Consider the following 14212-nt stretch of genomic DNA (forward strand, 5'->3'; position numbering starts at 1 on the left):
GAAAATTATTTACTTGATTACACTTAACGTCTGATTTGCGAATTTTCCGTCTTGTTCCATTACAAGCTTATAGATCCCTGAACCTACGTGGTTAACAGGAACCGAGAACTCAAGACTTGTGCCTGCCGACTGTACGGTTCCGGACCAGACTTCTTCTCCCTGAATAGAAATCAATGTTGCACGGAGCGTGCCGGCATGGATCCCGGAAATCTGAACCCGTGCTGCGTTTGAAGCAGGGTTTGGAGCAACCGTACATTCTACGTCCAACGTATTAAATTCAGATACTGAGTTCACAGTATTGAGTGAGGAAATCGGGAATGGATAAACGTAGATATCTGTTTGCATAGTTGGTAATTCCAGGCTGGTCACTCTGTCGCCGGGCATATCATTGGCACTGTAAGCAATGTACATCTGGTCTGTAACAACATCGCACACGGTGGAGAACAAACAGTTTTTCCCGTCGGGCGTAATATCTACCGGTTTTGACCAGATATTCACACCCTTGGGCTTGTGAGTTACATACACGTGGCTGAACAATCCGTCAACTTCAACCAACGAATCAGGTTGGTCGGCAGTAGCACCGGTCGTGTCAATCTGCATTGGCATAAGGTCGCCCGACTTCATGGAGCAGTATGCCATGTAAATGTTGTCGTTATCATCAATTCCCAGCTGCGGGTATCTGCTTGAACCGGTGTAGGCTCTTCGCGATACAATCTTGCCAACACCGTCCCACTCTCCACCACCGGCCGGTGCCATTGAGTACATCAGCGAATCGCCATAACGTAGAGAAAACATTCCTAAATCTTTATACATGGCGTCATCTGATACCGAATAGATTGTTCCCCGACGAGCACCACTAACTGAATTATCCTTCAGTCCTTTCTGAATGATGTAGGTAAGGGTTTGCCCCATGATATAGTGAGGTATTCCCTCGGAGTCAATGATAACAGCGAGCTGGTTTGACGGTGAAACGATGGTATCCGAGTACACTGTAATTGAGGGAATGCCATCATTGTTGTACTCAGTAGAGTCGATCCAGTTATACTGGGCATCCCAAAGTAAGCCCAAACTGTTTTGTCCGTCCCAGGTACGACCGTAATCAGTGCTGATGCGCGTAAGTACGCGCAGCGGGCCGTCGAGATATACCACGACCACCAGCGGACCGCGTGCAGTAATGGCGTACGTGTCACCGCCAGCGCCACCCGGCAATGTTCCGGTTTGGCCTACGGGCAGGATGCCTGAAGGTCCGGTAAACATGATTTCCGGCTCCCATGTTTCGCCCTGGTTTGTTGACCTCCGGTAGGCAAGCTGCGAGCTTTGATCGGGCAGGGTACGGTTGTAAATAAGGTGAACATTCCCTTCGCCATCTACCGCTGCTCTTGGCCAGAGGGCTTCATCAGCAGGCACGCTAACTTCTGACTGCTGGAAGAACCGGTCATCACCAGGACCGCTGTTCACGAAGAACTTGGTTACTGTACCGTTAAATACTGCGTTGTGCGATGGGGTTCCAACCACACCATCTTCAAACTGAACCAGGCTTGGCCAGCCGGCACGTTCGTTTGGCAATTCAACCTTACTCCAGTCAGACAACGTAGCGGTGGGATTTTCCGGGTCAGTAACATCGACAAAATTGTAGTGACTGCCACGGGAGTCATTAAAACCTGGCTGTCTGTTACCGCGGGTGCTGTCCTTTGCGGCCATCCACAATACCTGAAGGTATCGCTCGCCACCGTCTTCCAAATACCCCAAACGTTCTGCCATACAGGCATTGGTCTGAAAGTCATAATACGTATAACCCACGTTAACACCAGGCAGTCCGTTCTGAACAGAGTACGGATTTTTACCCGAACGGGGCGGGAGAAGCACCGGCGAGGTTGACACAATGACAGGCTTATTCTCACTGGTAGCCTGTGGTAGCATTGTCGGGAGCTGGCTGGGATTTTCGACAGTTGCCGGTTTGCGAATGTCAACTTTGCGAACAGATGCGTCGTAAGCAAGGGCCGCCGACAGTCCACCAAGGAATAAAAATGCTGCAATGTTAAAACGAGTCAACAACGACTTCATAAGCTATACTCCATGTACGTCAGTTTAAAGGTTGTACAATATACCATTTGGAAAAATATCAGCATACCTGTCAGGACATTAATTCTGAAGATCTGCCGTTTTTTTCCAGAAATTCATCTGCAAACACCTGTTTCCATACACAATATTTTCATGACAAGCAAGGGGGCTGTGTTTTAGGGCAGCTCGACTGTTATCGACAGATTTTGCTTCTCATAATCAGTTCTGTATGGTCGGGTTATAGTGCTCGACATACAGAACTGTTTCTTGTTACCGTCAGGGCGTGGCAGCCTGAATGGAAAGTTGCGAAAACCAGCCAACCAGGGCCATTCCGCCAAACAGTATTATTGAGATTACAAACACAACAATGCCGGTAACAATTCCAAAACGATGATGCAGGCTCACGCTTCGGCATGCAATCATGGATACTGCAATGTACTGCCATGCCGTGATGAAATCGATTTTTGCCAGCCAGGCAAACAACAGCGGACTGCTCACCGGATCGGTAAAAATCCCTGCGTGTACCCCCCATCTCATTGTGCCCGTACCAACATGAACACCAGCATACAGCAGTGCTCGAACAACTTCGATCAGTGCCGTGCTTGCTACGGCGGAAATACTTTGTGCATAGCTGAGTGCCGTGTTGGTTAAAAACCGAATAACAACGAAGACAAGCCCAGCCAATATCACGGCCTGCAGTATTGACTGCATCAGGGTAATTCCCAACTGTGCCGTAAACACCCGCTGCGGCATGTTCAGGTTTAACCCCTGAGCGTCCTTGCCGGAAAGCTGCGAAGTATCAACCGGGAAGCGCATCTGGTTTGCCTGCGCTACAAGTTGTGCCGAAGCCCCTTCCCATCCCTGAAGCACCAACTGGGCTGTGGTAACCAGCAGAATCGAAATGGCGAACACCGAGACAATTGTCTGTCCCGATATTGGCTGAGACTTCCACGGGGCCAGTAAACCTGTGACGAGTGCGCGGAAACTGGATACCAGTACCATGGTTCTGTGCTACTTTGTCTCCGCTGGTGTGAAATCGGCCTCGGTAACACCTTGGTTTGTTGATACAGAGTAGGCATAGGTAATCGTGTACAGCGAGCTTTCCATTGTATACTTCATCGGGAAGTTTACGCCTTGTACGTTTTGATAGTTGCTGTACTTCTCGATAATTGGCACAGGACCCTGAGGCGTGGTTTCGTCCCTCTCCGATTGCATGAGTAACCTGGTGGAAGCATCAAATGTATGACGTGAAGTTTTCCCTGAAGGTGAAACCGTTTCAACGATAATTGCATTATCGGTTTTGCCCTTGACGGCTATGGTATATCCTTTTAATTTCCAGATGAGTGGCGGGAAAGGCGTGGCGTTTTCCTTAATACGAGATGCTTCGGCCGGCTCTAATTCTGATACCGACCCATCGGGGTTGGATTCCCATGCCTTGTCACCATTTGTCCACTGTTGCTGTTTCATCACATTTAGATCAAGAAGCGACATCTCTTTATCGGGCATCATGAATTTCCGCAGTACGGTTCCTTTTAGTACCTGGCCCTGGAAGTTCATTTCGGCTGCCCCCTGCATAGTCACCGTTTTTAACCCGGATACTCCTTCGGCTCCTAAAGCGGCAGTGTAGGCTGCTATCAACTCGTCGGCAGTAATGCCTGCATCCTGGAGCTTTTGTTCGGCAGCAGGCTGCATATCCTGAGTAAACTCGAAAATCGGTCCGAACTGCTCCAACATCGGGCGTACCGACGGGTCGCCTACAACAACCAGCCGCAGATCCAGCGGACTAAGATACTTCCGGCACATTTGCGTTACCTTGTCCGGCCCTACCTCCTGCATCCTGGTTGTCCATTCTGCCACCCAGCTGACAGGCATGTCGTACACCCATGCGGACTGCAGGTACGAAGCTACATTCGAGACCTTCTCAAGTGAGAGCTGATACATCCCTACTTCGTATGCAATCCTGCGTGACAGTTCTTCCTCGTCAGGTCCGGTTTTAGCAAGGTTTGCCAGCTCATGATAAATAACGTTAATAGCCGAGTCAGTTACCGAGCTACGTACGTCTGCACCCATAAAAATCCGATTATAGCGCTTTACCCTGGTCGTTGCTGCAAAGGGAGAGTAGGTGTATGAGTATGTTTCACGCAGAGTTTTAAACAACAGGCTGCCAAAACCGGAGCCAATGTAACCGGACATCAGGTCAACTGCCGTCCAGTCATCGGTAGTAACTCCGGGAGCTGCGGCACAGACCACGATAGAACTTTGCACACTTCCTTTTCGCGGGATAAAATAGACGCCTGGCTTTGCAGTACTGATATCACCAACATTCTGCTTGGGGACCTCACCGGTCTTCCAGGAGTTTAGATGCGTGGCAAGCAGCTTCTTTGCTTCGGCTATGGTTATATCGCCTACGAGTGCAATACTGGAGATATTGGGTTTCAGCCACGAATGATAAAATGTCTTAACATCATCGGCTGTTATCGAAGCAGTGGTTGCCTTTGTCTGATATCGGGCAAACGGGTTATCCATTCCATAAATAACTTTTCTGCTGAGTGCCTGTGCTTGTTCTGAGGGGCTGGCTTGCTTTGCAGCGATACTTGCAATGGTCTGTTCTTTTAACTTATCAAATTCATCGGCAGGAAATGTGGCGCCAGTTAAGATTTCACCCAAGGTTGAAAACATGAGTTCGGTGCTTTGCTTCAGTGCAGAGCCGGAAATCGTAAACTGTTCACCGGATGTCCGCGCAGATATCGAAACCCCTGAACCATCCAACTTTTCAGCAAGCTGCGAGGCTGTGTGTTTCTGAGTTCCCTTGAGCAGCATGTCGGCCATCATCGAGGCAACCCCCTCCTTGTTTGCCGGATCGTACGCATCGCCGGCACGGGTGATGAGAGACATTGTAACACGTGGTAAGGCATGGTCTTCGATAACGTAAACATGAATACCGTTTTCGGTAGTAAACTCTTCGTACGGCGGGAAGTTGAATTCCTTGGGCGGCAGCGGGCCGGGCTGAACGTTAATATCAGGTTTGTCGATCGCCTCGGAATTCGAAATCATTGGAGTGGTTCCTGTTGCTGGTGTGGTTGCAGTTGTTTTTTGTTTCTTTTGTTTTTTGGACTTGGTCTGGGCATACATGTTCATGCCAACGAGTGCCAGAACAGCAATAATTGCAATAGCGACTGATCTCTTTTTCATTCTGTTACCCTTTCGCCGGCACGTAGGTTAAAACAACACGGGGCGTGCGGCCAAAGATCCTCTTTGCCACCCGCTGGATATCAGCTTTGGTGACCTTTTTGTAATTGGCAAGCTCATCGTTTATCATACCGGTGTTATGAAAGTACCGGTATCCGTCAGCCAGATTCAGTGCAATACTGTGCATGTCGGACTGAGCTCCGATCACCCGCACTTCAGCAATAACCTTTGCTTTTTCGAGCTCTGCATCGGATACTCCTTCATCGGCAATTTTCTGCAGGGTTTGCAACACCGCAGCTTCGGCTTGTTCAGTACTCTTGCCTGGCCCTGCAATCGCAACTGCCATCGACATTCCACCATACTCAAGAGCACGGTTAAAAAAGGTAGCTTGCACTGCAAGCTGCTGCGAATCAACAACATTTTTATACAGTCTGGAACTCTCGCCGTCGGAGAGAATTGTGCCCAAAAGGTCAGCAGCATACGCATCAGGGTCTTTTTTTCCGATTCCGTACCACGCCATAAAAACGCCGGGTAGCCGGGCCTTTACATCGTTGATAGTTTCACGGTACGTTTCGGGATCCTGTGGCTGCTGCTTAAAATCAGGCCTGGGGGGAGCCGGTGCCTCTGCATAGCCACCAAAGTAGGCGTCGATCGTTTCACGAGCCAGCTTCTCATCAAAGTCACCTGACACCACAAGAATTGCGTTGTTTGGCTGGTAGTATTTGTTATAGAAAGCAACAAATTCACTGATACTCGCACTGTCGATATGCTGGGCTGATCCGATGGGAGCCCATGCATAGGGAGTTCCTTTGGCGACAATTTCCTGGGTTTTCTCAATCCATCCGCCATAGGCTGCGTTATCGTACCTGTTACTACGCTCTTCTTTTACGACACCACGCTGCGTTTCGACACCAATTTCATTAACATGAAGTTTGCGCATACGCTGCGCCTCGATCCAGAGTGCCAGCCGAAACTGATTGGAAGGAACAACGAAGTGATATACGGTTTCATCATTACTGGTATATGCATTCAGCTGTCCACCGGCACCGTTAATGAGCTTGTCGATCGTCCCACGCTCAATCTTATCGGTACTTTCGAACATGAGATGCTCAAAAAAGTGAGCAAACCCGGTTCGCGAAGGGTCTTCGTCGCGTGATCCGACTTTATAGTGAACCACGGTGGCCACTACCGGCGCTCTGTGGTCTTCATGAAGGATAACGTGGAGTCCGTTTGGTAAGTCGTATTCTACAAATGACAGTGGTTTTATCTGCGCCATGGAGGTGAGCGTTGTTTGGGTAATGAGTATGGCCGTGACCATACCGTAAAGAAGATTTTTCATAGTGGTTTTGTAGTTCGGGCAGTTGAAATAGATTGCATTTTACGAATAACAGTTCGAATTCTTGTGAATACAAGCACCAGAATTGTTACCACTACAGAGGTATAGGGAAGAATATTACCTGTACGGCTGTATAGTGTTAGTGCGCTTTGCGGTGTTACCTGGAAGACTGCTGCGGATGTTGTCTCTGCAGGTACATCGCCTGAAACAGGGTGTACTGATTCTCCGGCCGGCGATATGAGCCCGGAAACACCGCTGTTGGCGCAGCGAATGATGCTCCGTCGTGTTTCGATTGCCCGCTGCTGGGCAATTCGAAAGTGCTGCATCGGACCCCAGGTTCCATTGTACCAGGCATCGTTGGTAATTACTGCTAAAATGGAGGCACCGTTGCGGACAAATTCACGGGATACTTCGGGGTAGATTGACTCAATGCAAATGTTCACGCCTACATTAGCCCCTTCCCTAATCTTGAGCGGGACACACGACGTCCCTTTGCCCCATGCAGAAATTCCAACGCCCCACTCAATCCACTGCATTGCAAAGGTTAACTGGTCAGCAAAGGGGAGACGTTCGGCAAAGGGGGTAAGCCGAGTTTTCCGGTGTACTTCAATGGTACCTCCGGGCCGCTCACCCACGAGCATTGCCGCATTGAAAATGTCGTAATGGATCGGAGTGTCGGTGTACTGTCGTGCGGAGGGTGGAGCAGTTCCGGAGCGGTACTCCACGTAATCAGCGTAGCCCGTCAGCAAGCTAATACCCAGTGAGTCAGTCCACCGGCTGAGCGATGTCCAGTCTGAAGAATAAAGCGGCCGACGTATGGTGTATGGGATAGCCGTTTCAGGCCATACCACGAGGGTTGGACGCAGTTGGTCAGGCGTGGCGGAGATTGCTGAATCCGTAATGTTCTTTAATTTTTCAACTTGTACAGATGCGGCGGTCCACTTATCCCATGGGTTCTCATTTGGCTGTACAATGAGTACGTGTAAGGGTGCTTCAGGCGGATGCTCCGGGCTGGTGCCGGCCAATGCCCGGGCCTGCTGCTGTAGGATGATTCCAACAATAGCCAGGAGGGCTATCCCGGTTCCTATGAGAACAAAGTTTATCTTTTTCGTGCGCGTTCCGGGGTGCTGAGCCAGCGTATAAACGATGGCTGCATTTATGGCGATGATGATAAAGGTGATCCCGTACACACCTACAAACTCGCTTAGCTGACCCCACCAGGTGTTCGTAAGCATGTAGCCGGATGTTAGCCATGGATACGATGCATCTGATTGTCCGTGCAGCCATTCAAAGGCGGTTACCACAAAAGGGGCCGAAACAAGCGCCCATAAAGGTCCGATCCTGGTTGTGATTAGCTGCACAATTGCAAATGGAAGCATCAGAAAAAACGGATGCAATACCATGAGGACTATGCCCGACGTAAACAAGTACGGATCAGTCTGCTCCTGCCATGAGCTTATCCACCAGTTTGTTCCGGCATGGTAAATAAAGAAGGTTACGTATAGCAGTGTACATGTTTTAGCGATGCTCCGCCTGCCACCGTACGCTAACAAGTGCAATAGCGGCACGTATGCAATAAAAGATGCAATCCCAACAAACTGATAAGAAACTACGAGAAGGATGCCGGTTACGATTGCCGCTGTAAATTCTTTCATCTGATTCAAAAATAACAGACCGTCCGTGGGCTTGCCAGGGACGGTCTGCAGAAACTTTTTTATGAAGGGGGCTAAGTCATGCTTAGCCCCCGTGGTTGGTTTTACTTAACGATGCTGATGGTGGTTGTGACAGTCTGACCGTTAACGGTGGCTACCACGGTGTAGGTGCCGCTGGCCAGCGGTGCTGCCGGGAGGTCCACCGTGCTGACGCCCTGCGGCAGGGTGCCGCTGTAGAGCCTGGCAACGGTCTTGCCCTGCATGTCAACCACGGCGATGTCGGCGGTGCCGGCGTCGGCAAGCTGCAGCGTGACCACGGCGGTGGTCCGCACGGGGTTGGGCTGCACGCTCTCGATGCTCAGCAGCGTGCCGTCAGAGCCTATAAGCACTTCCACGATGCCGCTGCGCGACTGCGAGCCGTCACGGTCGGCGCTCACAAGGCGGTACTGGTAGAGGCCACTGCTGAGGTCACGGTCCACAATGCTGTAGTCACGACGCTCGGTGCTGCTGCCGGCGGCGGCAACGGTGGCAACCGTGCTCCAGGCGGCGGCGTCACCGGCGGTAACATCGTCGGCACGACGGCGCTCGACGGCAAAGTGGTCGGCATTCTGCTCACTGGCCGTGGACCAGAACACGTCGGCATCGCTGCCGCGGCCACGGGCGTCAAAGCTCAGCAGTTCCACAGGCACTACCGTGCCGCCGTTGGTTTCAAAGAAGTCAATCACGCCGCGAAGCACACGCTCCACACCCGTGAAGGCACCCGTGCGACCGTAGTGACGCCAGTCCACGCCCAGGAACACTCTGTTGGAGGTCAGCGAGGCGGTGGCACTGCCGGCAATCGAGTCGGTGGTGCTGCGGTCACCTTTTTTGTAGCTGTACGAGGCCAGGGCTATGCCCGGTGTGGTGCCGTCAGAGTAGAGCTTCACAAGCGCCGGCTGCGGCGAGGCGTCGCCGGCATAGCTCGTCTTGCTGATGGTCTCCTCGGTGTTGCGGGCGATGCCACGACCAACGATCTTCTTGCCGTCATAGTTCGGCGTCAGCGGTGTGCCCGGCGCCTGATGGGCGGCGCGCAGCACCGTGTGCACGAAGTTCTCGTCTGCGGCAATGCTGTTGCCGATGTGCTTCCGCGTGGGCTCCTGACTGCCTACGGCCAGGTTCTTCTTGTCACGCGAGGTGCCGGCTGCTACAAAGTTGCGCAGGTCGTTACGCTCGCTGATGCTGAAGCCGTTCTGGTCGTGCGACCAGAATAGCGTGCGGTAAATCGTGTAGTCCACGGCGCGCGGCTCCCAGGCCGAGCGGTCCATGACGTCGTAGCTGAACATCATGCCCGCAGGGTTGTTGTAGAAGCCAAGGTCGTTTAAGCCCTTCAGCAGACTGTCGCTGTTGAGGCGGGCGGCAACTTCGTTGGACGATGACCCCACGCCCAGCACCGTGCCAACGTTGCGGCCAGAGACGATGATGCTGGTAAGGGCACGCTTGATGAAGAAGCGCAGCACCTTGCTGACGCTGTTGTTGGCATTGTTCTGGTCATTCGGCGTGGTAACTTCTACGCGGTAGCGCGGCGTTACGTTCAGGCTCATGGCACTGAAACGGCCCGGAACAGCATAGGTCGGCAACTGCTGGTAGGTCTGCGGCGTAAAGCCCTGGATGCCAAAGGTAATGTCGGCACTGGCACCGCTGTTAAGATCCAGCTTGTAGGTACGGTCCACAACAGGATTGGCATTCCACTGCGGCACCGACAGGTTGTTGTTGTTGCTCACAGGGCTCTCCAGCCAGATGCGCACACGGATGTCGGCACCCGTACGCGGCAGTCCGCCGTTGTTGCGGATGCGTGCCGAGACGTCAACAGGGGCGGCCGTCATGATGTACTCGGCATCGCTGGTGATGCCGCTGCTGGCCTTGTACGACTTCGGACTCAGAATGTCGATGCTCTCAAGGTCGCTGACGTAGCTCCGGCCGTCAAACTCATCGGCACCTATGTCGTAGCCCAGGCCGGCGGCGCCGCGCGTCTGTCCGTCAATGTCGGTCTTCACCGATGACAGGCGGATGCCGCGGTCGTTAAGAACAGAGCCGATTGGCGGCTGCGGCGTGATCTTCACGCGCAGTTTCTGTGCCGGGGCGACTCCCTGATATTCAAATTCACTGACAAAGTTGCCCGTAACGCTGCTGATGTCCTGACCCGTCCAGTTACGCCACTGGTCCATGGTCAGAAACTCGTCCGGCGTGCCTTCCCAGACAACTTCGCTGCCGGCGCTGATCTCCATCATGTAGGCTACCGAGCTCTGCGGCGTATAGTAGGCGTTGTAGTTCGACACCAGGGCCGCAGGGGCGCCGCTGCCCAGATACCATGTGTTAACCTTCTGGTTGCGGAACATCGTGCCCTGGTAGAGTAAACCCGCATGGACACTCTTGCTGGCAGTGGAGGAGCCCAGCATGGCGATGGCGTTGTTGACCACGACGGTACCGTTACCGTGCTGAATGGCAATGCCGGCAATCATGCTGCTGGTGCTCTGCACCTTGTCATCGGTCATCACCACCGTGTTGTTGGCCACCGTGTCTCCACGCGTGAAGTAGTCGGCAGAAGCCGGCGTCTCCAGCGAGGCACCGTTGCGACCCGTCAGAAGGTGGATGCCGCCAAGGTTGCCCATGGTGCTGCCCCGTGACAGACCCCAGACCGTGTTGCCCGTCACCAGCGTACGCTCGGCCGACGACGGTGCGTAGTACATCCCGCCGGAGGCCGACACCGACTGGTAGGCGTTGCGCACCTGCTCGATGACGATGCCGCGGCTCATGTAGGTGCCACGGATGCCGCTGATCTCGTTGCCCGAGACCACGGCGTTCTGCACGTTGTACTGGTTAACACCGCCAAGGAGGATACCCATGGCATCGTCGGCGGCTGGGGCTCCCTGCACCGCAGCGCCATCCTTGCCAGCAACCTCAGAGCTGCTGCCCACACCGTAGATGCGGTTGCCCTTAACCTGCAGCTTGTCCTGATAGCCCGCGGCAATACCGGCACGGCCAACATCATAGATCACGTTGTGGTTGATTTGGGTGCCCGTGCTGTAGTACGGACGAAACTCGTTGACACCGCCCTTGAGCAGCGTGCCGATACCTAAGGAGACGATACCGTAGCCAAAGCCGCTGATCTCGTTGCCGCTGTATTCGTTGCCGCTGCCGGCTGTGGTGTCCAGACGCTCAGAGTTGTTGCCCGTGATGCCCACCGGTACCTTGTTACGGTCAACGATACCACCCGAGTAGGTGTAGCTAACGCCGCCTACAGAACGCTGGTCGGCTTCAAAGGTGAACTGTCCGTTGGTAAACAACACCCGCGGCAGCGAGTTGGCATAGCTCGGCGAGGTGCCTGCAGCATTGCCGATGATCATGTTGCGGAGCTTGATGGACTGCGAGCCGTCGCCCAGATAGAACGGGGCACGGAACGGTGTCGTGGCATTTAAGGTTATGCGGATGGACTTCTGCGAGCCGCCGTCAAAGATGAAGTTGCCCGCCGAGTTCGAGTAGGCGCGCACCGTTGGGAACTCACGCCCCAACGCCTGCTGGTTGGTGGGCGAAAGGTTCTGGCCAAACAGAACGCCGATGCCGTTGGTGGAGTTCAGCGTGATCTCTATTGAGCCGCGCGTCAGGCTCCGCTCCAGCGATGGACGGAACGTGACCGTGTTGGTGCCGCTCATGCCCGAGATGTAGCCCGTCAGGTCAAGAGCTACACCACCGGTGTTCACATTACTGTTAAGTGTGTACGATTCGTCGGTAAGCTCAAAGGTAACAGGACCCGACACGCCACGGCGGTACAGGTCACTGACAGCCTGGTCGATGGTTGCATAGTTGTTTGATTTGCCACCGTTCAGCATACCAATGGTGTACTTGCCCTCCATGTTGCCCTGAACCGTAAAGTCATAGCACACCTGGTCATTTGCAGGCTCGGGGTCGTTGGTCTTCAGCGTCATACAGGCACGGTAGCTGCCACCCTGGTCAGGCGTGAACAGCGGAAATACTGCCGTGGCAAAGTTCTGCGGTGCCGTAGCGTCCACCGACTGCAGGACAATCTGCTCGCTGTACACTTTCTGCATGCCCGGCAGACGGAAAATCTCCATCAGCACCGGCCAGTTCGAGCCGTCAAGAATACCGTTGTTGCGGATCTGGCCGGCTGGCTGGAACGGACGGTTGGCGTAGTATTCCTTGCCGGAGGCCGGTATCGTAATGGCGTCGGCAGCACCCTCCTGGTTGTAGTTGACTTCAAAGATGTGGGTCTGGCCGGCAAGTGGCAGACAGTCGTTGCCGGTCTGGAGATCGTACGCATTTTTAAGAGTGGCACAGTACTCGGCGCTATAGCGTCCCACAGCCGTCGGCACAAACGGGGCGCCCGTGAAGTCCACACTGGCGCGTGCTCCGGTTTCAAGAACTCCTTCCCAGGTGGTGCTGCCTTCATAGACCTTCTGCCCACCGGGATAGGTACGGATAACAACCGTCAGGTCCACCTCGGTCACGTCATCAAGACCAACGTTCTGAATCTGACACGACAGCGGTGTGGTCACATTCAGCGGGTTCTTCTTTGGTACTGGCTGTGGCGAGCGGATCTGCGACATCGCAACGTCATTCTGGAACGCTACGATGAACGATTTATACCATGACTGCAGGCCGCAGGATCCCGAGTTCACCGTGGCTTCCACGCGGTAGCTGCCACCGGTGGCATAGGTGAGGTTTAAAGAACCATCGGCATTGGCATACAAACCGGTAGCACCGGTCATCGTGATCTGCTTCTCACCGGAACTCGAGCCGGTAAATGTATATGATGGCGCACCACCCCATGTTGCGGTGTACACCGTGTTCGTGCTGGGAAGTGGTCCAACTATTTTATACGTAATGGTGAATTGCTGATTGGGTTGCTCATAAAACGTGAGCGACGGCTTCGGATGATTTGCGTCCTGACCCTTGTACACATCACCCGCACGCAGAATACGGCGTGGGTCGATGTCATCAGGGTACGACTGGGTCACGCCCGATTTAATGGCAAGACGCACCAGCGGTCGGAAATAGCGATAGCCGTACTGGTAGTTCGGGTTGTACTGATACCAGTACATATACGGGAAGGTATTGTACATGAGATAGTTACAATCTGTCTGGCTGTAAAAGTAATATGTGAATGCCTGGAACCACGGCGGGTATCCCACATAGTTACCGGGAGCGGGTGGGTTAACCTCGGTGATCATGTATGTGGCATACTGACCGTTCAGGGTTATGTTGGTAGGACGGCAGTTAAGCATACCAATGCAAATGTTGCTGGTTCCGTCCCAGACGAACTCACTCCCATTGAACGGATAATCAATCCAGGTCGAGTCACCTTCGCCAATTACCGGAAGACTCCAACTGCTGGTATTCATGACTTCTACTGCACCGGTCTGCGGCTTAATAACGCCGCCCACCTTTTGAATACAGTGTGTGTAGTAATACGGATACCCACCAGGCACGGATTTATATTGGTGCAAATAGGTTGAACCAATAGACTTGGCAAAAATCCGCATCGAGCCTTGGTATTCCTTGGGCATACTTACAAACTGCATCCCGAGACCGGCAAGCGGTCCGGCACACAGTCCTGCCCTTTTCATGTCTGCAGCAAGAATGATGAACTCGTCATACCCACGATTGTAATAATCATAGTATGCATAGTATCCAAAGATGTACTGCGTCAAATTTGGATAATTGTACTCATAGAAATAGTTCGTGCGCTGCTGCCCACCGGGAGTACCCGGTATGGTTACGTAGTTCTGCGCCCCAGCCCCCTGCCAGCTTGCTATCAGCAGTAGCACTGACCACAGAAATATGTTTGTGAGTAACAAGCGTGCCTTCATAAATAGAGCTCCTGTTAAACGGTTGATTATTTGTTGTTTACGTTTTCTTAGTTGCAATTGATTTTGTTGCTGTGTATTCGACAACACGACGATGAATATGTCCGACTCTG

Annotated in this window: 6 protein-coding genes; all 6 read right to left on the reverse strand. The window is 53.0% G+C overall.

Features of this window, described 5'->3' with window-relative positions:
- Window positions 1-9 precede the first annotated feature (9 nt).
- Window positions 10-2064: a hypothetical protein gene (locus tag HRU79_04570; GenBank protein ID QOJ25959.1), complete on the reverse strand. Its 2055-nt coding sequence runs from the start codon at window positions 2062-2064 to the stop codon at window positions 10-12.
- 273 nt (window positions 2065-2337) lie between these two features.
- Complete coding sequence (locus tag HRU79_04575; protein ID QOJ25960.1) at window positions 2338-3063, reverse strand: hypothetical protein; 726 nt, start codon at window positions 3061-3063, stop codon at window positions 2338-2340.
- 9 nt (window positions 3064-3072) lie between these two features.
- Window positions 3073-5253 (reverse strand): insulinase family protein, encoded by a 2181-nt coding sequence (locus HRU79_04580; protein ID QOJ25961.1) that lies wholly within the window; start codon window positions 5251-5253, stop codon window positions 3073-3075.
- Between the two features lie 4 nt (window positions 5254-5257).
- The gene (locus tag HRU79_04585; protein ID QOJ25962.1) at window positions 5258-6589 is read right to left on the reverse strand and encodes an insulinase family protein; all 1332 of its coding nucleotides are present in this window, start codon (window positions 6587-6589) and stop codon (window positions 5258-5260) included.
- The gene (gene lnt, locus HRU79_04590; protein QOJ25963.1) at window positions 6586-8241 is read right to left on the reverse strand and encodes an apolipoprotein N-acyltransferase; all 1656 of its coding nucleotides are present in this window, start codon (window positions 8239-8241) and stop codon (window positions 6586-6588) included. The genes HRU79_04585 and lnt overlap by 4 nt, the downstream gene beginning before the upstream one ends.
- A 101-nt stretch (window positions 8242-8342) precedes the next feature.
- Window positions 8343-14102 carry a T9SS type A sorting domain-containing protein gene (locus HRU79_04595; protein QOJ25964.1) on the reverse strand — a complete coding sequence of 1920 codons (5760 nt, stop codon included), beginning with the start codon at window positions 14100-14102 and terminating at the stop codon, window positions 8343-8345.
- Between the last annotated feature and the right edge of the window lie 110 nt (window positions 14103-14212).

The organism is Ignavibacteria bacterium, from assembly GCA_015709655.1.
Classification (GTDB): Bacteria; Bacteroidota; Ignavibacteria; order Kapaibacteriales; family Kapaibacteriaceae; genus OLB6.

Coding starts and splice junctions, on each gene's coding strand:
- lnt (QOJ25963.1), bottom strand. CDS start 8,241: ATGAAAGAATTTACAGCGGCAATCGTAACCGGCATCCTTCTCGTAGTT.
- HRU79_04595 (QOJ25964.1), bottom strand. CDS start 14,102: ATGAAGGCACGCTTGTTACTCACAAACATATTTCTGTGGTCAGTGCTA.
- HRU79_04580 (QOJ25961.1), bottom strand. CDS start 5,253: ATGAAAAAGAGATCAGTCGCTATTGCAATTATTGCTGTTCTGGCACTC.
- HRU79_04585 (QOJ25962.1), bottom strand. CDS start 6,589: ATGAAAAATCTTCTTTACGGTATGGTCACGGCCATACTCATTACCCAA.
- HRU79_04570 (QOJ25959.1), bottom strand. CDS start 2,064: ATGAAGTCGTTGTTGACTCGTTTTAACATTGCAGCATTTTTATTCCTT.
- HRU79_04575 (QOJ25960.1), bottom strand. CDS start 3,063: ATGGTACTGGTATCCAGTTTCCGCGCACTCGTCACAGGTTTACTGGCC.